The organism is Streptomyces bacillaris (assembly GCF_003268675.1).
Classification (GTDB): domain Bacteria; phylum Actinomycetota; class Actinomycetes; order Streptomycetales; family Streptomycetaceae; genus Streptomyces; species Streptomyces bacillaris.
The window spans coordinates 2,378,746-2,403,647 of sequence record NZ_CP029378.1; the positions used below are offsets into that span (position 1 = coordinate 2,378,746).

Genomic DNA, 24,902 nt, shown 5'->3' on the forward strand with positions numbered 1-24,902 from the left:
GGGCGTAGCCTTGATTTCCGCTGTCCATCACCTTGTGAAGCGGAAGAGGGCGGTTGCCGCCGTGTCGTCTCAGTCCCCCAGTAACTCGAGCATCTCGACCGACCAAGCCAGCCCGGGTACCGACCCGGCCGCCGCTTTCGGCGCCAATGAGTGGCTCGTCGACGAGATCTACCAGCAGTACCTCCAGGATCCCAGTTCGGTCGATCGCGCCTGGTGGGACTTCTTCGCCGACTACAAGCCGGGTTCCTCCGGCACGGCGGACAAGCCCGCTCCCGGCGCCGCAGCCTCGGGGGCTGCGGCAAGCCAGGCCCCGGCCGCCACCACCCCAGCGCAGCCCGCGGCCCCGGCCGCCGCCGCTCCGGCCCCGGCGAAGCCCGCCGCCGCTGCCCCGGCAGCCCCGGCACCGGCCAAGGCCGCCCCGGCCGCGGCTCCGGCGAAGCCCGCGGCGGCCAAGCCCGCCGCCGCGCCCGCCAAGCCGAAGGCCAAGGCGGACGAGGCCACCGAGGCCCCGGCAGGCCCGGAGTACGTGACGCTGCGCGGCCCCTCCGCCGCCGTCGCGAAGAACATGAACGCCTCGCTGGAGCTGCCGACGGCCACGTCCGTCCGCGCGGTCCCGGTGAAGCTGCTCTTCGACAACCGCATCGTCATCAACAACCACCTCAAGCGCGCCCGCGGCGGGAAGATCTCCTTCACCCACCTCATCGGGTACGCGATGGTCCAGGCCCTCAAGGCCATGCCGTCGATGAACTACTCCTTCGCGGAGAAGGACGGCAAGCCCACCCTGGTCAAGCCGGACCACGTCAACCTGGGTCTGGCCATCGACCTGGTGAAGCCGAACGGCGACCGCCAGCTGGTCGTCGCGGCCATCAAGAAGGCCGAGACGCTCAACTTCTTCGAGTTCTGGCAGGCGTACGAGGACATCGTCCGGCGCGCCCGCATCGGCAAGCTCGGCATGGACGACTTCACCGGCGTCACCGCCTCGCTGACCAACCCCGGCGGCATCGGCACCGTCCACTCGGTGCCCCGCCTGATGCCCGGACAGGGCCTCATCATGGGCGTCGGCGCGATGGACTACCCGGCGGAGTTCCAGGGCACCTCCCAGGACACCCTGAACAAGCTCGGCATCTCGAAGGTCATGACGCTCACGTCGACCTACGACCACCGGGTCATCCAGGGCGCCGCCTCCGGCGAGTTCCTGCGGGTCGTCTCGCAGCTCCTGCTCGGCCAGAACGACTTCTACGACGAGATCTTCAAGGCCCTGCGCATCCCGTACGAGCCGGTCCGCTGGCTCACGGACATCGACGCGTCGCACGACAGCGACGTGACGAAGGCCGCGCGGGTCTTCGAGCTGATCCACTCCTACCGGGTCCGCGGCCACGTCATGGCCGACACCGACCCGCTGGAGTACCGCCAGCGCAAGCACCCCGACCTCGACATCACCGAGCACGGCCTCACCCTGTGGGACCTGGAGCGGGACTTCGCGGTCGGCGGGTTCGCCGGCAAGTCGATGATGAAGCTCCGCGACATCCTCGGCGTGCTGCGTGAGTCGTACTGCCGCACCACCGGCATCGAGTTCATGCACATCCAGGACCCGAAGCAGCGCAAGTGGCTCCAGGACCGGGTGGAGCGGCCCCGCGCCCAGCAGCCCGAGCGCGAGGAGCAGCTGCGCATCCTGCGCCGGCTGAACGCGGCCGAGGCGTTCGAGACCTTCCTGCAGACCAAGTACGTCGGTCAGAAGCGGTTCTCGCTGGAGGGCGGCGAGTCCGTCATCCCGCTGCTCGACGCGGTCATCGACTCCGCCGCCGAGGCCCGCCTCGACGAGGTCGTCATCGGCATGGCCCACCGCGGCCGCCTCAACGTGCTGGCGAACATCGTCGGCAAGTCGTACGCGCAGATCTTCCGCGAGTTCGAGGGCAATCTCGACCCGCGCTCGATGCACGGCTCCGGCGACGTCAAGTACCACCTGGGCGCCGAGGGCACCTTCACCGGTCTGGACGGCGAGCAGATCAAGGTCTCGCTGGCCGCCAACCCCTCGCACCTGGAGGCGGTCGACCCGGTCCTGGAGGGCATCGCCCGCGCCAAGCAGGACATCATCAACAAGGGCGGCACGGACTTCACGGTCCTGCCCGTCGCGCTCCACGGCGACGCGGCCTTCGCGGGCCAGGGCGTCGTCGCCGAGACGCTCAACATGTCGCAGCTGCGCGGCTACCGCACCGGCGGCACCGTGCACGTGGTGATCAACAACCAGGTCGGCTTCACCGCCGCCCCGGAGTCCTCGCGCTCCTCGATGTACGCCACCGACGTGGCGCGCATGATCGAGGCGCCGATCATCCACGTCAACGGTGACGACCCGGAGGCCGTGGTCCGTGTCGCGCGGCTCGCCTTCGAGTTCCGGCAGGCGTTCAACAAGGACGTCGTCATCGACCTCATCTGCTACCGCCGCCGCGGTCACAACGAGGGCGACAACCCGGAGTTCACCAACCCGCAGATGTACACCCTGATCGACAAGAAGCGCTCGGTGCGCAAGCTCTACACCGAGTCCCTCATCGGTCGCGGCGACATCACGCTGGAAGAGGCCGAGCAGGCGCTCCAGGACTTCCAGGGCCAGCTGGAGAAGGTCTTCGCCGAGGTCCGCGAGGCCACCTCGCAGCCGGCCGCCCCGCACGTCCCGGAGCCGCAGGCCGCGTTCCCGGTGGCCGTGGACACGGCGGTCTCCGCCGAGGTCATCAAGCGGATCGCCGAGTCCCAGGTCAACATCCCCGAGACGATCACCGTCCACCCCCGTCTGATGCCGCAGATGCAGCGTCGCGCGGCCTCGGTGGAGAACGGCACGATCGACTGGGGCATGGGCGAGACCCTGGCCATCGGCTCGCTGCTGATGGAGGGCACCCCGGTCCGGCTCGCCGGCCAGGACAGCCGCCGCGGCACCTTCGGCCAGCGCCACGCGGTCCTGGTGGACCAGGTCACCGGCGAGGACTACACCCCGCTGCTCTACCTCACCGAGGACCAGGCCCGGTACAACGTCTACGACTCGCTGCTCAGCGAGTACGCGGCGATGGGCTTCGAGTACGGCTACTCGCTGGCCCGCCCGGAGTCGCTGGTCATCTGGGAGGCCCAGTTCGGTGACTTCGTCAACGGCGCGCAGACCGTCGTGGACGAGTTCATCTCCTCGGCCGAGCAGAAGTGGGGCCAGACCTCCGGCGTCACGCTGCTGCTGCCGCACGGCTACGAGGGCCAGGGCCCGGACCACAGCTCCGCCCGCCCGGAGCGCTTCCTCCAGATGTGCGCGCAGGACAACATGACGGTCGCGATGCCGACCCTCCCCTCGAACTACTTCCACCTGCTGCGCTGGCAGGTGCACAACCCGCACCACAAGCCGCTCATCGTCTTCACCCCGAAGTCGATGCTGCGTCTGAAGGCGGCGGCGTCGAAGATCGAGGAGTTCACCAGCGGCGGCTTCCGTCCGGTGATCGGCGACGACACCGTCAAGGCGGAGGACGTCCGCAAGGTCGTCTTCGTCTCGGGCAAGCTCTTCTACGACCTGGACGCCGAGCGGGAGAAGCGCGGCGACACGGAGACCGCGCTCATCCGGCTGGAGCGGCTGTACCCGCTGCCGGGTGCGGAGATCCAGGCCGAGATCGCCAAGTACCCGAACGCCGAGAAGTACCTGTGGGCCCAGGAGGAGCCGGCCAACCAGGGTGCGTGGCCGTTCATCGCGCTCAACCTGATCGACCACCTGGACCTGGCCGTCGGCGCGGACGTGCCGCACGGCGAGCGCCTGCGCCGCATCTCGCGGCCGCACGGCTCGTCCCCGGCGGTCGGCTCGGCCAAGCGTCACCAGGCGGAGCAGACGCAGCTGGTCAACGAGGTCTTCGAAGCCTGAGGACCGCAGAACTGAACACCCCGGGGACCCGGTTCCGCGCTTGTCGCGGGGCCGGGTCCCCGGCGTTTCCCCGCTGGATATCCTTCTCCCATGTACTTCACGGACCGTGGCATCGAGGAACTGGAGAAGCGGCGCGGCGAGGAGGAGGTCACCTTCGAGTGGCTGGCCGAGCAGCTGCGTACGTTCGTCGATCTCAACCCCGACTTCGAGGTGCCGGTCGAGCGCCTGGCGACCTGGCTGGCCCGGCTGGACGACGAGGACGACGAGGACGCGTGAGCCCGAGGGGCCCGGGCCCGCGGCCGGTCAGCGCGTCTCCGTAGCCGCCCTGGCCCGGTGGTACGCGAGCCCGAGCGCGCCCTGCGCCAGCAGCAGGGCCCCGGCGGTCGCCCAGCCTCCGCTGCGCCGGCGGGCGCCCCAGAGCAGCAGCGGGAGCCCGGCCGCGAGCTGGGCGGCGGCGATGGCCCGGGCCCGGGGGCCGCGCACCCAGGGGCCGAGGCTGCTGCTCTCGACCGCGTCGAGTTCGGCCCGTACGGCATCGCGCCACCCCGCCCACTCGACGCGCTCCGCCCCGCGCTGCACCGCCGCGACGCTGCGCAGCCGGTCGGCGCTCTCCCCCGGGCCGAGCCCGGCGGGCAGGGTGAGCCCCGTCCGGGTCAGGACCGCGAGCAGCCCGCGCAGCCGGGCCTCGGCGTCCGCGTCCGGGTCGGGCCGGGTCAGCTCCTCCAGCGCCTGGAGGTCCAGTACGGGGTCGAGCCCGAGGCGGGCCGCGAAGGTGCGCATCGCCTCGTCCTCGCCCACCGGGGTGCCGTCGGCCAGCCAGATGTAGCCGACCGTGCGGCGGAATCCGGCGGCGAGGGTGTAGCCGGCCCGGTCGGCGTCCCACCACAGGGCGAGCACCGGCCAGGGGGAGCCGACGGCCAGGGCGGTGGCCCAGCCGCCGAGGACCCGGTCGACCGGCTCGGGATCGCCGCCGGAGGGTCCGGTGCCCCGCCAGGGCTTCCCCTCCGGTACGAGAACGCTCCACTCCTCGCCCGCGCGCGTCAGCAGCATCTGCTCGCGCAGCAGGTGGGCGAGTGGCCGTACGGTCTCGGGGTCGGCACGGCACAGCAGGAGCGCCCCGGTGGATGTCGCGTTCATAGGCCACACGCTAGGGCAATTTGCCCATGTTTGATGCCTTTTGATCACCTGAGGTGCCCGTCGACGACGCTTGACTTCCCCCATCCGCGATATATCGTGTTGTTCACGAGACGCGATATGTTGCGTCGTGATCCTCTCCGGGAGGTCCCATCCATGGCTGTGTCGAAGCGGACCGTCGCCGAGCCGCAGAAGCTCGCCTTCGACGACCCGGTGACCGCCCTTCAGGTACGCGTCGTCGGCGGCACGGTCAACGTGGTCGGGACCGACGAGCCGGGCGCCCGGCTGGAGGTCTCCGCCGTCGAGGGCCCGCCGCTCCTGGTGACGTACGAGAACGGCCGACTGACCGTGGCGTACGAGGACCTCCCCTGGCAGGACCTCCTGCGCTGGCTCGACCCCGGCGGGCGCCGCCGCAGCGCGGTCGTCTCGCTCACCGTGCCCGCCGCCGCCTCGGTGGAGGTCGGCGTGGTCGGGGCGGGGGCCGTCGTCTCCGGGATCGAGGGGCGCACCGACGTACGGGGCGTCACCGGGGACATCACCCTGGTCGGGCTGAGCGGGGCGGTCCGCGGGGACTCCGTGTCGGGCAGCCTGGAGGCCCAGGGCGTCACCGGGGACCTGCGCTTCCACTCGGTGGCCGGGGACCTGACGGTGGTGGACGGGGCGGGCACCTCGGTCCGGGCCGAGTCGATCAGCGGGGACATGGTGCTGGACGTCGAGCCTTCGGCCGCCGCCTCGGACCGGCCCACCGACATCCGGCTCACCACGGTCTCCGGCGAGATCGCGATCCGGCTGCCGCACCCGGCGGACGCCCGCGTCGAGGCGAACACCGCGAGCGGGGCCGTCTCCAACGCCTTCGAGGACCTGCGGGTCGGCGGGCAGTGGGGCGCGAAGAAGATCACCGGCACGCTGGGCGCCGGGACCGGGACCCTGAAGGCGACGACCGTCTCCGGTTCGATCGCCCTGCTGCGCAGGCCCCCGGCCGAGGAGGCCGCCCACGGTGCCGAGCCGACCGGAAAGGTTCTCTGACATGGCCCCCGTATTCGCGCACGGCCGACTGCGCCTGTATCTGCTCAAGCTCCTGGACGAGGCCCCGCGCCACGGCTACGAGGTGATCCGGCTGCTGGAGGAGCGCTTCCAGGGCCTGTACGCCCCCTCCGCCGGTACGGTCTACCCCCGGCTGGCCAAGCTGGAGGCCGAGGGCCTGGTCACCCACGCCACCGAGGGCGGCCGCAAGGTCTACTCGATCACCGACGCCGGACGCGAGGAGCTGGCGGGCCGCAGCGGTGAACTGGCCGATCTGGAGCTGGAGATCCGCGACTCCCTCGCCGAACTGGCCGCCGAGATCCGCGACGACGTGCGCGGGGCCGCGGGCCGGCTCCGCAGCGACATGCGGGCGGCCGCCTCCGAGTCCCGTACGGACCGGGACAAGCAGTCCTCCCCCTTCGGGGACCTGGGCGACTTCGGGGACTTCGGCAACCTGGGCGACCTCGCGGACAGCAAGGCGTGGCGCGCGGCCAAGGAGGAGGTGCGCCGGGCCAAGGAGGAGTGGCAGGAGCAGGCGCGCCGGGCGAAGGACGAGTCCCGCCGGGCCCGCGAGGAGGCCCAGCAGGCCCGCCGCCAGGCCAAGGAGGCCCAGGACCGGGCGCGTGAGCAGATGCGGGACGCCGCCCGTCAGGTGCAGGAGCACTTCGCCCGGGGCGACTGGCCCTCCGGCGTACGGGAGGGCCTGGCCGAGATCACCGGCCAGCTCGGCGGCTTCGCCCGCTCGGGCGGCTGGTCCACGTTCGGCAGGCCCTGGTCCGCCGACGCGGAGGTGGCCGACGAGACCGGAGCACCCGAGACCGTCCACGCCTCCGACTGGGCCGAGGACGTCCCGGCCACGGACGACCCGGCCCGCGACCTGGACCGCCTGCTGGACCGGTTCCGCGACACGGTCCGGGACGCGGCCCGCGACCACGGCGTGACGGACGCCCAGCTGACCGAGGCCCGCCACCACCTGGGCGCGGCGGCGACCCGCATCGAGGCGCTGCTGGCCCCGCCGGAGACGGACGGGAAGAAGAAGGACGGCTGAGGACACGACTGGGGGCGGGGCCTGTTCCGTACGGGCCCCGCCCCTTTCGCGTTTCGCGCGCCGGTACCGCCGGGGCGCCCGCCCCGCCCCCTCACCCCGCCTTCGCGTGCCCCCGCCCGTCGGCCTCCGGCCCGTACAGCGCGCGGTGGACGGTGGCGTAGGTCGCTCCGTGCTCCGCGAGGACGTCGGCGGTGGTGCCGGGGGTGGCGGTGAGGGCGAGCAGGAGGTGTTCCTCGCCGATGGAGCGGTCGCCGCGGCCCAGGGCGATGCGGAGCGACTTCTCCAGGATGGCCCTGGCCCCCGGGGCGAAGGGGCGGTGCCCCGACCACCACCGGCGGCCGGTGCGGCCGGCGGCGAGGGCGCCCTCGCCGTGGGCCCCTTCGACGCGGGAGACGACCGCCCCGATGTCGATGCCGATCTCCGCGAGGGCCTCGGTGTCGGCCCGGGTGAGCCCGCCCCGGCGGCGGGCCTCGGTGAAGGCGGCCTCCAGCGAGGCGCGGCGGCGGGGCAGGCCGAGGGAGGCGAGGGCGAAGGAGGCCCGGCTGCCGTCCTGTTCCAGCAGCGCGAGCAGGAGGTGTTCCTCGGTGACCGACGCGGCCCCGGCGCGCTCCGCCTGCGCCACGGCCCCCTTGACGGTCGCGCGGGCCCCTCGGGTGAACCGTTCGAACATCAGCGCCTCCCGTACTTCTTGTGCACGGCCTGCCGGCTGACGCCCAGCTCGGCGGCGATCTCCTGCCAGGACCAGCCCTGGACGCGGGCACTGCGCACCTGCACGGCTTCGAGCTGCTCCAGCAGCCGCCGCAGCGCGGCCACCGCCCGCAGTCCGACGCGCGGGTCGCGGTCACCGGCGCGGGCGGCCAGATCCGTTGCTTCGGTCATGGCGTCAATCTACATTGACATCACCCTTCCGTCAATCAAAGTTGACAACATCGTCGGCCAGCCGGGCGTGCCGCTCGATGTCGTACCGGGTGCGGCCGTAGCGCAGCCTGCTCCGCTCGATTCCCTCGGTCGCGAACCCGGCCCGCCGGGCGACCCGGCAGGAGGCGTGGTTGTCGGTACGGTGGCCCAGCTCCAGCCGGTACAGCCCCTGCTTGCGGAACGCCCAGCGCGCCACCGCCCGTACGCCCGCGGAGGCGACCCCCTGGCCGCGGGCGCTCTCCGTGGTCCAGTAGGAGACCCAGGCCGTGTCATGGGTCCGGTTGATGTCCTGGAGGGCCACACAGCCGAGCGCCTCGCCCTTCTCCCCCACGACGGCCCAGGAGTAGTCGGTCCGGGCCCCGCGCTCCCGCGCACGTTCCGCGATCCAGACCAGCGCGCCCGCGAGGTCGAAGACGGGCCGGTCCGTCTGGCGGCCCATCTCGTCCGGCTCGAAGGCACGGAGGACGGCGGGGGCGTCGGCGGGGAGCCAGGGACGGAGCAGAAACCCTTCAGGGGCGGTCAGTTCATCCATGCGGTCCAGCCTCCCGCACGGTGACCACCACCTCCGATCCGGGCCACGCCAGGACGGCCACCCGGCCGCCGTACGGTGCCCTGCCGACGACATGGGCGGCCCGCCCGGTGACGGAGACCCGCCAGCCCTTGGCGGAGGGCGGCAGCGACAGTTCCGTGACGCCGGGGCGGGCGGCCGCCCGGTAGGCGAGGCGGTAGGAGCGGCCGTCCGCGTCGTACGCGTCGGAGCGGACCGTGCCCGCGACGGCGGGGGCGTACGGGGTCGCCGTCCGCTCCTTGTTCGTACGGAAGCGGCCCCGCTCGTCCACCGCGCAGTAGCCGCCGCCGTAGCACCAGACGTACCCGGCCCAGCCGGAGCTGTAGCGGTTCAGGGAGGCGACGGCCTCGCGGTAGAAACGGCCCATGTTCGGGAGGGAGTTGTTGAGCGGGCCCCACTCCCCCACGACCACGGGCATCCCGTACCGGGCCGGATAGGCGGTGACGGCGGCCTCGTACGCCTCGATCCACCCCGCGTCCGGGTCGTAGTCGGCGCCCGCCTCCATGGCGGTGTTGTAGAAGTGCGGGGCGTACACGGTCCGGCTGTCATGGATCCGGCCGAGGCCGGTGGGCACGCCCTCCCCGACGATCGGGGTCGGCTCGACGAAGAGCCAGGTGGAGCGGTCCTTGGCGCGGACGGCACGGGCGAGCCGGTTGTACATCGGGGTGAGGTGCTGGGCCTCGATGCGGCGGGCGGCGGTCGCCAGGTCCTCGCCCTCGCGCAGCTCCCCCATCGGCTCGTTGATCAGGTCGTAGCCGATGACGGCCGGGTGGCCGCGGAAGCGTTCCGCCAGGACCTGCCACATGGCGGCCTGGGCGCGTTGCAGGTCGGGATCCTCGTAGAGGTGGGTGAAGGCCCGCTGGACGGCGGGCTGGAAGTACTCGGAGAACCAGTCGTCGGGGTTGGGGGTGAACGGCAGCCCGTCGGTCCTGGTGGCCCACTCCGGGATGCCCCGGTGGCCGAACGCGGGCCCGAAGACGTCCTGGTGGGCGTCGATGAGGACGTGGATGCGGTGCTGGTGGGCCCAGCCCAGGATGCGTTCGATCTTCCGGAGGTAGCGCTCGCTGTACTGCCCGCGCCGGGGCTCCAGGTCGTCCCAGAAGACCAGCAGCCGGGCGAAGTTGAACCCGTTGGCGCGCAGGTCGCGGAAGTGGCGCTCGGTGATGGCGCCGAGCGCGGCCTCGCCCCGGTTCGCCTTGTCCTCGACGTTCCAGCCGCGCAGGGTGAGGGTGCGGCCCCGGCTGTCGGTGAGGGGCGGGATGGCGCGTTCGTACGTCGACGGGCCGGCGGCCCGGGTGGATACGGGGTGCGCCGAGGCGGCGGGAGCGAGGGCCCCCGCCGCCAGGACGGACGCGACGACAAGTGCTATGAGTACTCTGCCCATACGCATGGGCGGCATCCCATCAGCAAAGCTGACACTTGTTCAAGTATGGTGCGGCGGTGAATTCCGGGGGCTACTCCGTCGGCCGGAGCACGATCTTCCCGAACTGCTCGCCGTCGGCCAGCCGCTGGAACCCCTCACGGGCCCGGTCCAGCGGCAGCACCTCGTCGATGACCGGCGGCACGCCGGTGGTGGCGCAGAACGCGAGCAGGTCCTCCAGTTCGTCCTTGGTCCCCATGGTGGAGCCGACGACCTTCAGCTCCAGGAAGAAGATCCGGGTCAGCTCGGCGTGCGAGGGGCGGTCGCCGCTGGTGGCCCCGGAGATGACGAGGGTGCCGCCGGGGCGGAGCGACTTCACGGAGTGCGACCAGGTGGCGGCCCCGACGGTCTCGATGACGGCGTCCACCCGCTGCGGGAGCCGCGCCCCGGGCTCGTACGCCTCCAGGGCGCCCAGCTCCACCGCCCGCTTGCGCCGGGTCTCGTCGCGGCTGGTGGCGAAGACCCGGAGCCCGGCGGCCTTCCCGAGCACGATCGCGGCGGTCGCGACCCCGCCGCCCGCACCCTGGACGAGCACGGAGTCCCCGGGCCGGACACCGGCGTTGGTGAAGAGCATCCGGTACGCGGTGAGCCAGGCGGTCGGCAGACAGGCGGCCTCCTCGAAGGAGAGCCCGGCCGGCTTGGGCAGCACGTTCCAGGTGGGGACGGAGACCTGCTCGGCGAAGGTGCCCTGATAGCGCTCGGTGAGGATGGAGCGCGGCTCCTTCGGCCCGACACCGTGGCCCGACTGGCCGATGACGGAGTGCAGGACGACCTCGTTGCCGTCCTCGTCGACGCCCGCGGCGTCACAGCCGAGGATCATCGGCAGCCGGTCCTGCGAGAGCCCCACGCCCCGCAGCGACCAGAGGTCGTGGTGGTTGAGGGAGGCGGCCCGGACGGTGACGGTGCTCCACCCGGCACGCTTTTCCGGAGCCGGGCGTTCACCCAGCTCAAGTCCGTCGAGGGGCTGGTCGGGGTCGATACGGGCTGCGTAGGCGGCGAACATGGCTAGACGATAGGCGGGGCGGGGCGACGGCGTAACCGCATCCGCGTGTGACGCACACCAAGCTGCCCGCTCGATCCCCCGGTGGACCTCTTCCGGCGTCTCCGACGGGCGAACTCAAGCCCCTCCGGCGATTGAGGAGCGGGGTCCGGGGCAGCGCCCCGGAACGCGGAGGGGCGGGGCCTGTACCGACAGGCCCCGCCCACCATCACCCGCACACGCGCAACGTCAGCGCCGGGCCACACCCTCGGCCCGCGCCGCCGCGGCCACGGCGGCCGTCACCGCAGGCGCGACCCGCTCGTCGAACGGCGAGGGAATGACATAGTCGGCGGCCAGCTCATCGCCCACGACATCCGCCAGCGCGTTCGCCGCGGCGATCTTCATGCCCTCCGTGATCCGGGAGGCCCGGACCTGGAGCGCACCGGCGAAGATGCCGGGGAACGCCAGCACGTTGTTGATCTGGTTCGGGAAGTCCGAGCGCCCGGTCGCCACCACGGCCGCGTACTTGTGCGCGATCTCGGGGTGGACCTCCGGGTTCGGGTTGGCCATGGCGAAGACGTACGCGCCGGGCGCCATCGACGCCACCGCCGCCTCCGGCACCGTACCGCCGGAGACACCGATGAAGACGTCCGCCCCGGCGAGCGCCTGCTCCAGCGAGCCGGAGATCCCGGCCCGGTTGGTCAGCTCGGCCAGCTCGCGCTTGACGTCGGTCAGGTCGTCCCGGTCCCGGCTCACGATGCCCTTGCGGTCGGCCACGGCGACGTCACCGATGCCCGCCTCCAGCAGGAACTTGGCGATGGCCACGCCCGCCGCGCCCGCGCCGGAGATCACACCGCGCAGATCGCCGAGCGTGCGCCCGGAGAGCTTGGCCGCGTTGCGCAGGGCGGCGAGGGTGACGACGGCCGTGCCGTGCTGGTCGTCGTGGAAGACCGGGATGTCCAGCCGCTCCTGGAGCTTGCGCTCGATCTCGAAGCACCGGGGCGCCGAGATGTCCTCCAGGTTGACCCCGCCGAAGGAGGGGGCGAGCCGGACGACGGTGTCGACGATCTCGTCGGCGTCGGTGGTCGCGAGCGCGATCGGCACCGCGTCCACGCCGCCGAACTGCTTGAAGAGGATGGCCTTGCCCTCCATCACGGGGAGGGACGCCTCGGGCCCGATGTCCCCGAGGCCGAGCACGGCGGTGCCGTCCGTCACGACGGCCACGACCTGGGACTTCCAGGTGTAGTCGTGGACGAGCTCGGGGTTGTCCGCGATGGCGCTGCAGACCTTGGCCACGCCGGGCGTGTAGGCCAGGGAAAGGTCGTCCTTGTCCCGGATCGGGACGGTGGACCGCACGGCCATCTTCCCTCCCCGGTGGAGGGCGAAGGCCGGATCGAAGGGCTCGTCGGCCCCGGTCTCCGTATCCGCGGCGCTCACGCGCCGGATGTCACTGTCGGTGGTGCTGTCGCTGCGAGGATTGACGATCTCCGCTGCCATGGTGTTGACCCCTTAAGTCTTCATCGTTTGAGGGTGGCCACTCCTGGTTGAGGAGGGGTGGGCGGGCACCGCGTACGCGCCCTGCGCCGGGCGGTTGGCCCGCCCCGGCAGGGAGAGGTACGTACGCGCGGGCGCGCCGCACACGCGCCCTGAGCCCCGGATGAGGGGTGTAAACGTCTTTCTTACCGGACCAACCCTGTTACGCACGAGTCCATTCCGATGCGGTGACGTGACTCATAGTCGAATATCTGGACAAGTCGGCAAACCGGCACAAATGCCGCCCGAAGGGTGAGGTGTGCCGAAGATTATTCGGCATCGGGGACGGTTCACCACAGAAGGTCCGGTCCAGACCTATCGGTCACGCGAGTTCGGGTGTTGCCCGTTATCCGATTTTGACATGACTGGGCCCCTGAACAGGCCTGTCCGAATGGCAGGATGCCGTCATCAAACGAGGTGCCGACACTCGAAGGTGCGTGCCAAGCCTCCCGAAAGCCCCCCACTATCTCTTTCATCCCTCACCTGCCGGAGGATCCCGACATGACCGCAAGCATCATGCGTCGCAAGACCGCCAAGTCCCGGATTGCGGCGGTCGGCGCCATCGCGGTCGCCGGCTCCCTGCTGCTCACCGCCTGTGGCGACCAGACCGACAGCGCGTCCTCGGGGAGCGGCGACAGCACCGCCACCAAGGCCGGCGCGCCGCTCTTCTCGAAGCTGCCCGAGAAGTACCAGAAGTCGGGCGTCATCAAGGTCGGCACGAACGCCGAGTACGCCCCGATGGAGTCCGTCGAGAACGGCAAGATCGTGGGTGTCGACCCCGACATCGCCGCGGAGCTGGGCAAGAAGCTGGGCGTGAAGTTCGAGTTCACCTCCGGCAACTTCGACGGGCTGATCACCGCCCTGAACTCCGGCCGCCACGACATCGCCATGTCGTCCATCACGGACAACAAGCAGCGCCAGGAGGGCCTGGACGACGCCGGCAAGAAGCTGGGTCCGGGCGTCGACTTCGTCGACTACTTCCTCGCCGGTACCGCCGTGTACACGAAGAAGGGCAACCCGCAGAACATCAAGTCCATCGAGGACCTCTGCGGGAAGACCGCCTCCGTGCAGCGCGGCACCACCTACGAGGAGGCCCTCAAGAAGCAGTCCAAGGCCTGTACGGACGGCGGCGAGAAGGCCATCAAGATCGAGTCGTTCGAGAACGACACCGAGGCCCAGACCCGGGTCAAGTCCGGCGGCGCGGTCGCCGGGGTCAACGACTACCCGGTCGCGGTCGACCTGGCCCGCAAGGCCGACGGCGGCAACGCCTTCGAGGTCGTCGGCGAGCAGATCGACGCCGGCCCGTTCGGCATCGCCGTCAAGAAGGACAACACCGGGCTGCGGGACGCCCTGAAGGAAGCCGTCGACGCGATCATCGCCGACGGTTCGTACCAGAAGGTGCTCGACAAGTGGGGCGCCGGCACGGGAGCGATCGACAAGGCCGCCATCAACGGCGGCAAGTGACCGGACGCTCCACTGAAGGGCAGTCACCATGACTGACAAGTTCGACAAGACACCCGCCGCCTCACCGGCGGGCCCGGTGTCCGTCTCCGAGGGCGCCACCACGGCCCCGGAGAACATCAGGGCCATCCCGGTCCGCCATGTCGGCCGCTGGATCAGCGGTGCCGTGGTCATCGGCCTCCTCGTCGCCCTCGGGTACGCCTTCTCGCAGGGCAACATCCAGTGGCAGGCGGTGGGCGACAAGCTGTTCGACAGCACCGTCATCGCCGGAGCGGGCCGCACCCTGCTGATCAGCATCCTCGCGATGGTGCTCGGCGTGATCCTCGGTGTGGTCCTGGCCGTGATGCGGCTCTCGAAGAACCCGGTCACCAGCTGGGTGGCCTGGCTGTACATCTGGTTCTTCCGGGGCACCCCGGTCTACGTACAGCTGCTGCTCTGGTTCAACCTGGCGCTGATCTTCCCGATCCTGAACATCCCGTTCATCTACAAGGACGAGATGACGGACGTCATGACCCCGTTCATGTGCGCCCTGCTGGGGCTCGCGCTGAACGAGGCCGCCTACATGGCGGAGATCTGCCGCGCCGGCATCCAGTCGGTCGACGAGGGCCAGACCGAGGCATCGCACGCGCTCGGCATGACCCAGGCGAAGACCATGCGCCGCGTGGTCCTGCCGCAGGCGCTGCGGGTGATCATCCCGCCGACCGGCAACGAGTTCATCAACATGCTGAAGACCTCCTCGCTGGTCTACGCGGTCACGTACAACGAGCTGCTCCGCTCCACCTCGCAGATCGGCTCCACGTCGTACGCCGTCATGGAGATGCTGTTCGTCGCGTCCATCTGGTACATCGTGATGACCAGCGTGTTCAGCGTCGGCCAGTACTACCTGGAGCGCCGCTACGCCCGTGGCTCGCTGCGCTCGCTGCCGCTCACCCCGTGGCAGCGCGTCAAGGTCAACCTCGCCGCGTTCAGCAACCGGCCCTCCGGAGGTGTCTCCTCATGACCACTCCCATGGTGAAGGCCGAGGGCGTCCACAAGTCCTTCGGCGCAGCCCACATCCTCAAGGGGATCGACCTGGAGGTCGCCCCGCGTGAGGTGTTCTGCCTGATCGGCCCGTCCGGCTCCGGCAAGTCGACCTTCCTGCGGTGCATCAACCACCTGGAGAAGATCAACGCCGGCCGGCTCTCGGTCGACGGCGAGCTGGTCGGCTACCGGCAGAAGGGCGACAAGCTCTACGAGATGAAGGACAGCGAGGTCGCCCTCCAGCGCCGTGACATCGGCATGGTCTTCCAGCGCTTCAACCTGTTCCCGCACATGACGGCCCTGGAGAACGTCATGGAGGCGCCGATCCAGGTCAAGGGCGAGGCCAAGGCCGTGGCCCGGGCCCGCGCCGAGAAGCTGCTGGACCGGGTGGGCCTCGGCGACAAGGCGAAGAACTACCCCACGCAGCTCTCCGGCGGCCAGCAGCAGCGCGTCGCCATCGCCCGCGCGCTGGCGATGGAGCCGAAGCTGATGCTCTTCGACGAGCCGACCTCCGCGCTCGACCCGGAGCTGGTGGGTGACGTCCTGGACGTCATGCGCGGCCTGGCCGAGGACGGGATGACGATGGTGGTCGTCACCCACGAGATGGGCTTCGCCCGCGAGGTGGGCGACGCGCTGGTCTTCATGGACGACGGCGTGGTGGTCGAGTCGGGCCACCCGCGCGACGTCCTGACCAACCCGCAGCACGACCGGACGAAGTCGTTCCTGTCGAAGGTGCTGTAGCTCGCTGCAGTTGGCTCCATGAGAGAGGGCGGTACGGACACGATGTCCGTACCGCCCTCCGTCCGTTCCCCGCCCGCCTACTTCACGGCGAGGACGAGGCTGTCGGAGGGCGAGGCCCAGACCGTGCGGGCCTCGGCGAAGCCGGAGGCGAGCAGGGTGCGGGCGTGCCAGGCGGCGGAGGGCATGTCGCCGTCGGCGTGCTCGCCGTAGATGGCGAACCGTTCGGCGGTGGGCCCGGCGAGTACGGGGTCCGCGGCGGCGAGCGCCCACCAGTCGGCCCAGTCCAGGGCGCCGGCGGCCTTGGCGCGGTCCATGCCGGCGTGCCGGTGGGCGCGTTCGGCGGCGTTGATCCGGGGGGTGTCGGGGTCGATGGTGCGGTCGGCGTTCATGAAGACCCCGCCGTCCCGGACGAGCCTGCCGAGCTGCCCGTACAGCGCGGCCAGCGGCTCACTGTGCAGCCAGTGCAGGGCGGTGGCGGTGAGGACGGCGTCGTACGAGGTGTGGGGCAGCCCGGCGGTCCACTCCGGGTCCTTCAGGTCGGCGGTGACGAAGGTGACCCGGTCGTCGCCCTCGAAGGTGCCGCGGGCTATCGCCAGGAGCGCGGGGTCGAGGTCGACGCCAGTGCTGGTGGCGTCCGGGAACCGCTGGAGGAGCCGGTCCGTAATACTTCCCGTACCGCACGCGAGGTCCAGGACCCGGGGCGCGGGGCCGACGACAGCCTCGACCATGTCCAGCATCACCCGGAACCGCTCCTCGCGGTCGGGCATGTACCACTCCTGCTGCCGGTCCCAGCTCTCCTGCCAGGACCGCCAGTCGGTGCTCGTCCCCGTCTCCGTCACGCCAACCTCCCCAGTAAGCCTCTCAACACCGACCACCCATTACACTGGCCGACACTCCGACCCTAGACCGCGCCCGTAAGGACTACAAGTGGAACTGGCCTATTACTCGGACTACGCCGTGCGCCTGGTCAACACCGAGGAGCCGGCCCGCAACAAGGACGCCCTCACCTCGGTCGACGCGGTACGGGAGCTGTTCGGCGCCAACCAGCAGGCGGCGCGGCGGACGACGGAGGCGGACGTGACCCGCTTCCGTTCCGTACGGGGACGGCTCCGCGCGGTCTTCGAGGCGGCGGACGACGGCGACGAGACGCTCGCGGTGGACCTGCTCAACTCGCTGCTGCTGGAGTTCCCGGTGAGCCCGCAGATCTCCGGCCACGACGTCCGGGACGACGACGGCAGGCCGGACTGGCACATGCACCTGGCCGACCACCCGTCGAACGCCACCGCCGGCTACGCGGCCATCGCGGCGATGGGCCTGGCCTTCCACCTGACCTCGCACGGCGTGGACCGGCTCGGCCTCTGCGAGGCGTCCCCCTGCCGCAACGCCTACCTGGACACCTCCACCAACCGCTCCCGGCGCTACTGCTCGGACCGGTGCGCCACCCGGGCCAACGTGGCCGCCTACCGGGCCCGCAAGCGCGCGGAGGCGGACCGGACGGGCCTGAACGCGGAGAGCGCCCAGCCGAGCACCTCGGTCACCGACCGCTGACCCCTGGGCGTCTTCGCCGGAGGCCGGTAGCGGGCCCGCACCCGGGCGAGCACCAGTTCCTCGGGCACGACCCCGTAGTCCGTACTGTCCCCGCCCGCGAAGGTGTTGTCGCCCCGCACCCACCAGCCGCCCGGCCGCCGTTCGACCGCCCGCTTCACCACCAGCAGGTCCTGCTGGAAGGGGTGACGCAGGATCACCACGTCACCGGCGCGCACCAGCGCCCCGTACTGCACCAGGAGCAGGTCCCCGTGGTAGAGCGTGGGCACCATCGAAGGCCCCGTCACCTCCACCACCCGCAACGGCCGCCGCCCGCCCCGCCCGCCTCCGGACACCCGTCCCCACTGCGGCATCTCGGCCACCTCCCGCTCCTCCTCCGGCACACCGTCCCGCGTACCGCGTTCCGCTCCGTACATTCGGCCGACGGCCCGAATCCCACCCCGGACTTTTGACCTAAGCCCCAGGGGCAGCCACGGAAAGCCGCGCTCCACGGAGTAATGTCCCACCTGAGAAGACGATCACGAGGAGGACAGCTCCATGCTTTCCCGCCTGTTTGCCCCCAAGGTGAAGGTCAGCGCCCACTGCGACCTGCCCTGCGGCGTCTACGACCCGGCCCAGGCCCGCATCGAGGCCGAGTCGGTCAAGGCCGTCCAGGAGAAGTACCAGGCCAACGAGGACGCGGACTTCCGCACCCGCGCCGTCCTGATCAAGGAACAGCGCGCCGAGCTCGCGAAGCACCACGTCTCGGTGCTCTGGAGCGACTACTTCAAGCCCCCGCACTTCGAGAAGTACCCGGAGCTGCACCAGCTCATCAACGACACCCTGAAGGCGCTCTCCGCGGCCAAGGGCTCGAACGACCCGAAGACGGGCCAGAAGGCGCTGGACCTGATCGCCGAGGTCGACCGGATCTTCTGGGAGACCAAGAAGGCCTGACCTCTGGTTGGGCGTTCTGACCTGCGGTTTCGCGGGTCGTGTCGCCTACCTGTCCGCACCCGGCCCGCAGGCCGCCGACCACCGGTGGCCGTCGCGGGCCGGGTGCGGTCTTTCCGCCCGGCGTTCTTCGCCCGTCCCCCACCCGGCCGCCGTACCCCGTTCCGTAGGATCGGCTCCGTGACTACGGGGAACGGGGCAGTGACAGGGAGCGGTACGGCGGTGATGGCCGCGCCGCCCACCGGGATCGAGCGCGCGCTGTCGGCGGCCGTCGCGGGCGGCAGTGGTGCGGGGCGGGGTGGCGGGGACGCGGTGGTGGAGGTGCTTGCGCGGACCCGGCTGTATGTGCTCGTCGCCCGGCTGCACGCGGACACCCCCGGGTGGACGGCCCCGCTGCCCACGATCCGCGACGAGGCGACCCGGCGGACCTGTGTGCCGGTGCTGACCCCGGGGATGGTGCCGCCCTGGCATCCGGAGTGGGTCTTCCGGGCGGTGAGCCTCGGTGAGCTGGCCCGGACCTGGCCGTACGACGTGCGCCGGCTGGCGGTGAACCACGGCACTCCGTACGCGGCGATGGTCGACGCCCGGCCCAGGCAGCTGAAGGCCTGGCTCAGGGCCGACGAGCGCACCGGCGGGCACGAGCACGGTGTCCTGCTCACCGACGGCGGCGGGCCGCTGCACGGGCCGCTCGCCCACGGGCTGGCGCTCGGCGCCCACCTCGCCGTCACCAACGGCCTGATCTGGAACCGGCTCGGCGCCGCCTACGAGGAGTACGCGGGCGACCGCGACCGGCTCCGCAGCCCGTGGGGCATCCAGCACCGCGCCGCGTACCGCGACCGCCTCGCGTCGCTGATGGAGTGCCAACTCGTGGGCCGTGTGCAGGAGTCCGTGCTGCACGTCCGGCGCACCCTCACCGCCCGGCTGGGGCGCACACCGACGCGCGAGGAGTGGGCGGAGGCGGTGGCCCGGATGTTCCCGGTGCCCGACGCCTACGACCGGACGGTCGCGGACCGGGCGCTCGACCACATCCCCCGGTACGAGGAGCGGCTCCGGGCCGACGGCGCGCTCGCCCCGGACGGGCGCGTCGACACACTGGCCGCCTTCGACCTCGGCCGGGCCGTCAACGTCGTACGGCTCGCGCTCGGCGCCCGGTACACCGATCCGTACGAGGCCGAGCAGGACGTACTGCGCATCGGCCGACTCGCCCGGCAGGCCTACCCGTCGTGGGCGGACTTCTCCCTCGGCTACCTGATGGCCCGTCTGGTGCACCGGGCCGAGGACGACGGCCCGGAGGCGGCGGAGTCCACGTACCGGCAGTCGCTCACCGAGCACCGCATCCTCACCGAGGACCCCGCCGGCCCCTACCGGAACCTCCCCTGGTCATGACCCCGACCCGCCACACGAGTCACACGAACCGCGTGAGCCACGCGAACGAGGCCCCGGTCCCCTGGATTCCGCCCGCCGAGACCGAGCAGTTCCTCCACGAGGCGACCCTGCGCGGTGACGCGCGGGCCCAACTCGCCGCGCTGGCCGGGGCCGAGCTGTACATCCCGGCCCCGCGCGCCGAGGCGGACGCGAAGCCGGACACCATCACCTGGCGCGCCCACCGCGACCCGTCGGGCTTCGTCTGCCGGCCCGTCCTCACCCGGGGCATGCTGCCCGCCTGGCATCCGGACTGGGTCTTCCACGGGGTCTCGCTGCGCTGGGTGGCCGAGTTCGACTGGCCCGAGGCGGGGATGTTCCTGGGCGTGAACGTGGGCACGCCCGGCCAGCTCCTGCTGCCCGCCACCCCGACCGAACGGGCCCGCTGGCAGCGGGCGTACGCGGAGAACGACCGCCTCCGGGAGAACCGGTTCCTCGCGCTGCGCCACGGCGCGCTGCACGGTCCGCTGGCCTACGGGCTGGCCTGCGGGGCGCACCTGGCGATCAGGAACGCGGTGCCGTGGAACGAGGTCGGCACGGTCTACCGCGAGTACACCACCGAGCGCGACCTGCTCCGCGACTCCTGGGGCATCACCGACCACGCCGGGTGGCGCCGCGAGCTCGACGCCCTGCTGGACGCCCGCAACAGCCCGCCGGAGCCCGACTTCGTGCTGCGCGCCCGCGAGCAACTGGCGGCCGCGCTCGGAGAGCTGCCCTCCGCCGACCTGTGGCGGGAGACGGCCGCCGGTCACGCCCAGGACCTCGGGGCCGACGCGGCGGCGGTGAAGGGCATCGAGGATCTCGTACGGCGGATCATGCGGTACGAGGCCCGGTTCCGCGCGGACGGGCTGCTGGCGCCGGACGGCCGGGTGCGCACCACGGTCGCGTACGACTACGGGCGGGCGGTGAACCTGGCGCGCTGGGGGCTCTCGGCCCGCTACTGCGCCCCGGCCGACGCCGAGCAGGCCATCGTCTACGCCGGGGCGCTGAGCAAGTCGGCCCACCGGTCGTGGGAGGAGTTCTCGGCGGGGTACGCGCTGGGGCGGGTGCTGCGGTTCGACGAGGAGGAGTACGGGCCGTTCTACGAGGAGAGCGCCATCGCCCACCGGTTGCTGACGGAGAGCGAGGGCAGCCCCTGGCGCCACATCCCGTGGCGGTGAGCCGGGGAGGGCGGGTCAGCTGCGTGGCGGTCGGCGGCGGGGAGCAAAGCTCCCCCGTCATACGCCGGGCAGCAGGTGGCGGTAGCTCTCCGGGTGTTCCGCCAGGAACGTCGCGAAGTCCATGGCCGGGTGACCGGTCAGCGTGGGCACCGCGTCGGAGACGGCGGCCAGTTCGCCCGCCGCGATCGCCTCGTACGAGGTGACCCAGCCGGCCACCTCCCACTCCTCGGCCCCGTGTCCGGCCCGGGACGCGTAAGCATCCTCGACGGTCTCGGGGACGTAGCGGATCGAGCGCCCGCTGGCCCGGCTCAGCTCCTCGGCCGCCTCGGCCAGGGTGAACGCCTCGGGGCCGGTGAGGTCGTAGCCCCGGCCGTCGTGGGCGGTGGAACCGTCCAGCAGGACGGCGGCCGCCGCGTCCGCGATGTCCTCGTGGGCGACGGCGGCGACGCGGCCGTCACCGGCCGGGCCGCGCAGCACCCCGTCGGCGCCGGTCATCGCGGGCAGCCCCGCCAGGTACCAGTTGTCCCGCAGGAACGTGTGGCGCACGTCGGCCGTGCGGATGTGGGCCTCGGTGTGCCAGTGGTCGCGGGCGAAGGTGAACGTGGCGTCGGGAGCGGCGCCCTGGAAGGACACGTACACGATCCGCTCCACGCCCACCGCCACGGCCGCGTCCACCGCCGTGATGTGCTCGCGCACCCGGTCCGGGCTCTCGTGGGCGGAGACCAGGAAGAGGGTGTGCGCCCCGTCCAGGGCCCGGCGCATGGCCTCCCCGTCGCCGTAGGGGGCGGCGGGGGCGCGGTCGGCGCCGGGCAGTCCGGGGAGACGGGCCGGGTCGCGGCCGAGGAGGCGTACGGGGACTCCGGTCCGGGCGAGCCGCTCGGCGACCCGGCCGCCGACGGCTCCGCTCGCTCCGGTCACGGCGGTGAGGGGGCCGGTCACTGGGGTTCGTGTTCCTCTCTTGTCGGTCGGGGTCAGGCTGTTCCTGGCCAGGGCCGCACCTCCACGACCGCCTCGACCGGAAGCGGTCCGTACAGGTGCGGGAACTCCTCGCCGCCCGGCTTCATCGCCTCGTACCGGACGGGGTCGGTGAGACGGGCGGGGTCGACGACCAGGACCACCAGGTCGTGGCCGTCGGCCCCGTCCCCGCTCTCGCTCCCGTCTCCGTCCCCGTACAGCATCCTTGCCACGCCCGGCAGTTGGTGGGGCAGCGAGAGATGGATGAAGCCCTCCTCCTGGAGAGTGCGGCCGCGGGTGGACATCTCGTACGTCCCGGTCCCGCGGGCCGCCTCCCAGAGAGGTGCTTCGGCGAGGTGCAGCAGTGGTTCGGTCATCGAACCACGCTAGCGGGTGCTGCTAGTAGGTGCGGCGGCGCGCCCTGCGCGTGGCCACGAGGACCGTTCCACCGGCGGCCACCAGCACGGCCGCGATGGACCCGAGGATCCATTCACCGCCCTGCGACCCGGTGTCGGGCAGCTGGCCCGGGTGGGACGGGGACGGGGTCGGCTTCCACGTCGGTGTGTCGGTGGGACCCGGCGTGGGCGAGTCGGTGGGACCCGGAGTCGGGTCGGTCGGGGTCGGGGTCGGGTCGGTGGGGGTCGGCGTCGGGTCCGTCGGCGTGGGCGTCGGGTCCGTGGGGGTCGGGGTCGGGTCGGTGGGCGTCGGGGTCGGGTCGGTGGGCGTCGGGGTCGGGTCCGTCGGCGTGGGCGTCGGGTCCGTGGGGGTCGGGGTCGGGTCGGTGGGCGTCGGAGTGGGGTCCGTCGGGGTCGGCGTGGGCGTCGGGTCCGTCGGTGTGGGGGTGGGCGTGGGGTCCGTCGGGGTCGGCGTCGGCGTGGGATCCGTGGGCGTCGGCGTGGGCGTGGGATCGGTCGGCGTCGGGGTCGGGGTCGGATCCGTCGGGGTCGGGGTCGGCGTGGGATCCGTCGGGGTCGGCGTCGGCGTCGGGTCCGGGCCGCAGGTCGGGAGGTCGCCGTCGAACGGGTACGCGTGGATCTCCTGGCCGCCCGAGGTGCCCGAGGAGGTGTGGGTGAGCGAACCCGCCGTGTAGAAGCGGCCGTTGGTGCCGCTCATGGAGAGCGTCGTGGTGCTGGCCTGCTGTCCGACGAGCACGCTGCCCTGGAACTGGGCCGGGCCGGTCAGCGTCAGGTCCGTCGCGTCCGGGAAGTTCCACAGCAAGCGCTCGCGGAGCCCGTCGTTGGGGAGGGAGCCCATGAACGTGGCGACCGTGCGGGCGTCCCCGTAGACGTTGACCAGGACCGTCGCCCCGGCGGGGATGCCGTTGAAGACGAACCCGGCGTTGCCGCCCGTCGAGGAGACCAGGTCCATGTCCACGTCGAAGATCTGGATCGCCGAGGTGCCGTCCCCGGTGAAGGTGAACGTGTCACCGACCCGCTCCCAGTCGCCTGTCGTCGCCCGGTGCTCATCGCCCTCGTACGCGTAGCACCGGCTGGCCTCGGTGAGCTGCGGGCGCAGGCCGGTGAACGGGGTGACGGCGTCGGGGTCGAGGCGCGGTGCGGTGGTCGGATTCACCACGCCGGTCAGGGCCCCCGCGTGCGCGACCTGGCCGGAGTGGGTGCCCTCCTCGGCGAGCAACCGCTCACCGTCGGCGATGGTGACGGTCCCGCCCACGGACAGGTAGTCGGAACCGTCCGGCGGCGGAACCCGCGAACCGACGCCCACGATGCCGACGTTGTAGATCTGCGATACGCCGTCCCGCTTGTCCATGTCGAACCGCCCGAGGGTGACGATCTTCCCCTCGGCCTCGGCGGCGGCCTCCCGGACCAGGAAGTCCCCGCCGACGTAGATGTTGATGTTCTCGTCGTAGCCGACGATCGGACCGTTGTTGGGGTCGTTCCAGCTCGACGGGCACCCGCTGCCGAGGCAGGGGCCGAGTCCGCCCGGCAGCGGATCGGCGGCAGCGGCCGGGGCCAGCATGCCCACCATCGCCGCGGCCGTGGCCACTGTCACTGCTGCCCGGATTGCATTGCCGCGCCTGCGCGCCTGTTGTTCCATGCCGCGCAATATGCATCTTTAATGCAAGTCATTTGTTATGACACGCCGGTTTTGCCCCTGCGCGTCGACCTATAGGGGGGTCGGAGCGGAGGATCGGAGCGAGGGATCAGGGGGTCAGCAGCTTCTCCTCCAGCCGGGGATCGAGGCCGACGACCGGCCGGTCCGGCCGCTGGGGTGCGGTGCCGCCCAGCCCGCACAGCCAGGCCCACGTGTCGGCCACGGTCTCGGCGACCGGCCGGCAGCGCAGCCCCGCGGCCTCGGCCCTGGCATGGCCGCCCCGGTGCATCGCGTCGTACAGCTCCCCCTCCGGCAGCCAGATCGGCAGCCCGGTCCAGGGCTCGACCCCGGCGGCCAGCAGGGTGTCCGGGTCCGTCCAGCGCAGCTCGGCGCCGGAGCCGGTGGCCCGGACGCAGGCGTCGAGCAGCTCGCCCATGGTGGCGTGGCCGGGGCGGCTGGCCGTGTTGTACGGGCCGTGCACCCCGGCCGCCGCCGCGTCCAGCAGCCATTCCGCCAGATCGCGGGCGTCGACGTACTGCAGCTCGGCCGTACGGGGGCCGGGGGCGATCACCGGGCCGCCGCGGGCGATCCGGGTGAGCCACCAGGGCAGCCGCCCGATGTTCTCGCCGGGGCCGATGATCAGCCCGGCCCGGGCCAGCAGGGCCCGGTCACCGAAGGCGTCGAGGGCCGCCAGCTCACCGCCGCGCTTGGCCCGGTCGTACGGGACGTCCCCGCCCTCGTCCGGCGAGGCACCGGCCACCAGCGGTCCGTCCTCGTCCAGCCCGGCCGGGGCGGGGTAGGCGTAGACCGAGCGGCTGGAGACGTACGTGTAGTGGCCCGCGCGGTCCGCCAGGAGCCGGGCCGCGTCCCGGACGGCCGTGGGCACCCCGCTCCAGGTGTCGACGACCAGGTCCCAGTCGCCCGCGTGGTCCGCCAGCGCCGCGAGGCCCCGCTCCCCTCCCGTACGGTCGCCCGTCAGCACCCGCACGCCCGGTGGCGGGGCGTGGTGGCCCCGGTGGAAGACCGTGACCTCCCAGTCCCGCTCCAGCGCGGCCTCGGTGACGGCCCGCCCGACGAACTCCGTACCGCCCAGCATCAGTAGCTTCATGGT

General features: G+C 72.0%; 24 protein-coding genes. 11 read left to right on the plus strand and 13 right to left on the minus strand.

Annotated features, from left to right (window positions below; genetic code table 11):
* The first annotated feature begins 61 nt into the window (after nucleotides 1-61).
* Both DJ476_RS09655 and DJ476_RS09660 read left to right on the plus strand, forming a co-directional pair.
* A complete protein-coding gene (locus tag DJ476_RS09655; protein ID WP_103417441.1) occupies nucleotides 62-3,883 on the plus strand; it encodes a multifunctional oxoglutarate decarboxylase/oxoglutarate dehydrogenase thiamine pyrophosphate-binding subunit/dihydrolipoyllysine-residue succinyltransferase subunit in 3,822 nt (1,273 codons plus the stop codon).
* Between the two features lie 90 nt (nucleotides 3,884-3,973).
* Nucleotides 3,974-4,159, plus strand: coding sequence for a DUF6104 family protein (locus DJ476_RS09660; RefSeq protein WP_003966321.1), 186 nt, complete (start codon nucleotides 3,974-3,976; stop codon nucleotides 4,157-4,159).
* Between the two features lie 27 nt (nucleotides 4,160-4,186).
* Here DJ476_RS09660 and DJ476_RS09665 read toward each other — a convergent pair whose 3' ends face one another.
* Entirely contained in the window at nucleotides 4,187-5,020 is an 834-nt protein-coding gene (locus DJ476_RS09665) for a hypothetical protein (protein ID WP_103417442.1), read from the minus strand.
* 153 nt (nucleotides 5,021-5,173) lie between these two features.
* Between DJ476_RS09665 and DJ476_RS09670 the strand changes: the two genes are divergently transcribed.
* Both DJ476_RS09670 and DJ476_RS09675 read left to right on the plus strand, forming a co-directional pair.
* Nucleotides 5,174-6,043: a DUF4097 family beta strand repeat-containing protein gene (locus DJ476_RS09670; RefSeq protein ID WP_162638661.1), complete on the plus strand. Its 870-nt coding sequence runs from the start codon at nucleotides 5,174-5,176 to the stop codon at nucleotides 6,041-6,043.
* A 1-nt stretch (nucleotide 6,044) separates the two neighbouring features.
* Complete coding sequence (locus tag DJ476_RS09675; RefSeq protein WP_103417444.1) at nucleotides 6,045-7,088, plus strand: PadR family transcriptional regulator; 1,044 nt, start codon at nucleotides 6,045-6,047, stop codon at nucleotides 7,086-7,088.
* A 91-nt stretch (nucleotides 7,089-7,179) separates the two neighbouring features.
* Here DJ476_RS09675 and DJ476_RS09680 read toward each other — a convergent pair whose 3' ends face one another.
* The 6 genes from DJ476_RS09680 to DJ476_RS09705 all read right to left on the minus strand — a co-directional run bounded on the left by DJ476_RS09680 (nucleotide 7,180) and on the right by DJ476_RS09705 (nucleotide 12,470).
* Complete coding sequence (locus DJ476_RS09680) at nucleotides 7,180-7,758, minus strand: Clp protease N-terminal domain-containing protein (RefSeq protein ID WP_112490315.1); 579 nt, start codon at nucleotides 7,756-7,758, stop codon at nucleotides 7,180-7,182.
* Nucleotides 7,758-7,967 carry a sigma factor-like helix-turn-helix DNA-binding protein gene (locus DJ476_RS09685; RefSeq protein WP_006127526.1) on the minus strand — a complete coding sequence of 70 codons (210 nt, stop codon included), beginning with the start codon at nucleotides 7,965-7,967 and terminating at the stop codon, nucleotides 7,758-7,760. Before DJ476_RS09685 ends, DJ476_RS09680 begins: the two co-directional genes overlap by 1 nt.
* 31 nt (nucleotides 7,968-7,998) lie before the next feature.
* Complete coding sequence (locus DJ476_RS09690; protein WP_112490316.1) at nucleotides 7,999-8,538, minus strand: GNAT family N-acetyltransferase; 540 nt, start codon at nucleotides 8,536-8,538, stop codon at nucleotides 7,999-8,001.
* Nucleotides 8,531-9,964 (minus strand): cellulase family glycosylhydrolase, encoded by a 1,434-nt coding sequence (locus DJ476_RS09695; RefSeq protein WP_112490317.1) that lies wholly within the window; start codon nucleotides 9,962-9,964, stop codon nucleotides 8,531-8,533. Before DJ476_RS09695 ends, DJ476_RS09690 begins: the two co-directional genes overlap by 8 nt.
* A 64-nt stretch (nucleotides 9,965-10,028) precedes the next feature.
* Complete coding sequence (locus tag DJ476_RS09700; protein WP_112490318.1) at nucleotides 10,029-10,997, minus strand: zinc-binding dehydrogenase; 969 nt, start codon at nucleotides 10,995-10,997, stop codon at nucleotides 10,029-10,031.
* Nucleotides 10,998-11,222: 225 nt separating this feature from the next.
* On the minus strand, nucleotides 11,223-12,470 hold the full coding sequence (locus DJ476_RS09705; protein WP_103417449.1) for an NAD(P)-dependent malic enzyme: 1,248 nt from the start codon (nucleotides 12,468-12,470) through the stop codon (nucleotides 11,223-11,225).
* A gap of 537 nt (nucleotides 12,471-13,007) precedes the next feature.
* Here DJ476_RS09705 and DJ476_RS09710 point away from each other — a divergent pair.
* From DJ476_RS09710 to DJ476_RS09720, 3 genes are read left to right on the plus strand one after another with little or no spacing between them, the layout of a single operon-like run.
* Nucleotides 13,008-13,970 carry an ABC transporter substrate-binding protein gene (locus DJ476_RS09710; RefSeq protein ID WP_112490319.1) on the plus strand — a complete coding sequence of 321 codons (963 nt, stop codon included), beginning with the start codon at nucleotides 13,008-13,010 and terminating at the stop codon, nucleotides 13,968-13,970.
* A 28-nt stretch (nucleotides 13,971-13,998) separates the two neighbouring features.
* Entirely contained in the window at nucleotides 13,999-14,967 is a 969-nt protein-coding gene (locus DJ476_RS09715) for an amino acid ABC transporter permease (protein ID WP_103417450.1), read from the plus strand.
* Nucleotides 14,964-15,728 (plus strand): amino acid ABC transporter ATP-binding protein, encoded by a 765-nt coding sequence (locus DJ476_RS09720; RefSeq protein ID WP_018492124.1) that lies wholly within the window; start codon nucleotides 14,964-14,966, stop codon nucleotides 15,726-15,728. The genes DJ476_RS09715 and DJ476_RS09720 overlap by 4 nt, the downstream gene beginning before the upstream one ends.
* A gap of 77 nt (nucleotides 15,729-15,805) precedes the next feature.
* Here DJ476_RS09720 and DJ476_RS09725 read toward each other — a convergent pair whose 3' ends face one another.
* Nucleotides 15,806-16,567 (minus strand): class I SAM-dependent methyltransferase, encoded by a 762-nt coding sequence (locus DJ476_RS09725; protein ID WP_112490320.1) that lies wholly within the window; start codon nucleotides 16,565-16,567, stop codon nucleotides 15,806-15,808.
* An 88-nt stretch (nucleotides 16,568-16,655) separates the two neighbouring features.
* Here DJ476_RS09725 and DJ476_RS09730 point away from each other — a divergent pair, with 88 nt between their 5' ends.
* Entirely contained in the window at nucleotides 16,656-17,276 is a 621-nt protein-coding gene (locus tag DJ476_RS09730; RefSeq protein WP_070204996.1) for a CGNR zinc finger domain-containing protein, read from the plus strand.
* Here the strand turns inward: DJ476_RS09730 and sodX are convergent.
* Nucleotides 17,189-17,689: a nickel-type superoxide dismutase maturation protease gene (sodX, locus tag DJ476_RS09735; RefSeq protein ID WP_070204997.1), complete on the minus strand. Its 501-nt coding sequence runs from the start codon at nucleotides 17,687-17,689 to the stop codon at nucleotides 17,189-17,191. The two genes, DJ476_RS09730 and sodX, sit on opposite strands and share 88 nt — an antisense overlap.
* A gap of 121 nt (nucleotides 17,690-17,810) precedes the next feature.
* On the opposite strand from sodX, the gene sodN reads away from it, so the two are divergent.
* The 3 genes from sodN (at nucleotide 17,811) to DJ476_RS09750 (ending at nucleotide 20,785) form a co-directional block, all read left to right on the plus strand.
* On the plus strand, nucleotides 17,811-18,206 hold the full coding sequence (gene sodN, locus DJ476_RS09740) for a superoxide dismutase, Ni (protein ID WP_003966342.1): 396 nt from the start codon (nucleotides 17,811-17,813) through the stop codon (nucleotides 18,204-18,206).
* A gap of 177 nt (nucleotides 18,207-18,383) precedes the next feature.
* Nucleotides 18,384-19,589, plus strand: a complete 1,206-nt coding sequence (locus tag DJ476_RS09745; protein ID WP_112490321.1) for a DUF1266 domain-containing protein — start codon at nucleotides 18,384-18,386, stop codon at nucleotides 19,587-19,589.
* Nucleotides 19,586-20,785, plus strand: coding sequence for a DUF1266 domain-containing protein (locus tag DJ476_RS09750; protein WP_404827480.1), 1,200 nt, complete (start codon nucleotides 19,586-19,588; stop codon nucleotides 20,783-20,785). Before DJ476_RS09745 ends, DJ476_RS09750 begins: the two co-directional genes overlap by 4 nt.
* A 57-nt stretch (nucleotides 20,786-20,842) precedes the next feature.
* Here DJ476_RS09750 and DJ476_RS09755 read toward each other — a convergent pair whose 3' ends face one another.
* From DJ476_RS09755 to DJ476_RS09770, 4 genes are all read right to left on the minus strand, one after another.
* Nucleotides 20,843-21,724, minus strand: a complete 882-nt coding sequence (locus DJ476_RS09755) for an NAD(P)H-binding protein (RefSeq protein WP_103417455.1) — start codon at nucleotides 21,722-21,724, stop codon at nucleotides 20,843-20,845.
* A gap of 32 nt (nucleotides 21,725-21,756) precedes the next feature.
* Nucleotides 21,757-22,116: a DUF952 domain-containing protein gene (locus DJ476_RS09760; protein WP_103417456.1), complete on the minus strand. Its 360-nt coding sequence runs from the start codon at nucleotides 22,114-22,116 to the stop codon at nucleotides 21,757-21,759.
* A 22-nt stretch (nucleotides 22,117-22,138) separates the two neighbouring features.
* Nucleotides 22,139-23,749: a choice-of-anchor A family protein gene (locus DJ476_RS09765; RefSeq protein WP_318294515.1), complete on the minus strand. Its 1,611-nt coding sequence runs from the start codon at nucleotides 23,747-23,749 to the stop codon at nucleotides 22,139-22,141.
* 151 nt (nucleotides 23,750-23,900) lie between these two features.
* Nucleotides 23,901-24,899: an NAD-dependent epimerase/dehydratase family protein gene (locus tag DJ476_RS09770; RefSeq protein WP_241565508.1), complete on the minus strand. Its 999-nt coding sequence runs from the start codon at nucleotides 24,897-24,899 to the stop codon at nucleotides 23,901-23,903.
* Between the last annotated feature and the right edge of the window lie 3 nt (nucleotides 24,900-24,902).

Bases quoted from the DNA above. Each gene is read 5' to 3' on its own strand.
- DJ476_RS09675 (WP_103417444.1), top strand. From the start codon at position 6,045: ATGGCCCCCGTATTCGCGCACGGCCGACTGCGCCTGTATCTGCTCAAG.
- DJ476_RS09715 (WP_103417450.1), top strand. From the start codon at position 13,999: ATGACTGACAAGTTCGACAAGACACCCGCCGCCTCACCGGCGGGCCCG.
- sodX (WP_070204997.1), bottom strand. From the start codon at position 17,689: ATGTACGGAGCGGAACGCGGTACGCGGGACGGTGTGCCGGAGGAGGAG.
- DJ476_RS09680 (WP_112490315.1), bottom strand. From the start codon at position 7,758: ATGTTCGAACGGTTCACCCGAGGGGCCCGCGCGACCGTCAAGGGGGCC.
- DJ476_RS09760 (WP_103417456.1), bottom strand. From the start codon at position 22,116: ATGACCGAACCACTGCTGCACCTCGCCGAAGCACCTCTCTGGGAGGCG.
- DJ476_RS09720 (WP_018492124.1), top strand. From the start codon at position 14,964: ATGACCACTCCCATGGTGAAGGCCGAGGGCGTCCACAAGTCCTTCGGC.
- DJ476_RS09660 (WP_003966321.1), top strand. From the start codon at position 3,974: ATGTACTTCACGGACCGTGGCATCGAGGAACTGGAGAAGCGGCGCGGC.
- DJ476_RS09670 (WP_162638661.1), top strand. From the start codon at position 5,174: ATGGCTGTGTCGAAGCGGACCGTCGCCGAGCCGCAGAAGCTCGCCTTC.
- sodN (WP_003966342.1), top strand. From the start codon at position 17,811: ATGCTTTCCCGCCTGTTTGCCCCCAAGGTGAAGGTCAGCGCCCACTGC.
- DJ476_RS09705 (WP_103417449.1), bottom strand. From the start codon at position 12,470: ATGGCAGCGGAGATCGTCAATCCTCGCAGCGACAGCACCACCGACAGT.
- DJ476_RS09685 (WP_006127526.1), bottom strand. From the start codon at position 7,967: ATGACCGAAGCAACGGATCTGGCCGCCCGCGCCGGTGACCGCGACCCG.
- DJ476_RS09695 (WP_112490317.1), bottom strand. From the start codon at position 9,964: ATGCGTATGGGCAGAGTACTCATAGCACTTGTCGTCGCGTCCGTCCTG.
- DJ476_RS09750 (WP_404827480.1), top strand. From the start codon at position 19,586: ATGACCCCGACCCGCCACACGAGTCACACGAACCGCGTGAGCCACGCG.
- DJ476_RS09665 (WP_103417442.1), bottom strand. From the start codon at position 5,020: ATGAACGCGACATCCACCGGGGCGCTCCTGCTGTGCCGTGCCGACCCC.
- DJ476_RS09700 (WP_112490318.1), bottom strand. From the start codon at position 10,997: ATGTTCGCCGCCTACGCAGCCCGTATCGACCCCGACCAGCCCCTCGAC.
- DJ476_RS09770 (WP_241565508.1), bottom strand. From the start codon at position 24,899: ATGAAGCTACTGATGCTGGGCGGTACGGAGTTCGTCGGGCGGGCCGTC.
- DJ476_RS09710 (WP_112490319.1), top strand. From the start codon at position 13,008: ATGACCGCAAGCATCATGCGTCGCAAGACCGCCAAGTCCCGGATTGCG.
- DJ476_RS09690 (WP_112490316.1), bottom strand. From the start codon at position 8,538: ATGGATGAACTGACCGCCCCTGAAGGGTTTCTGCTCCGTCCCTGGCTC.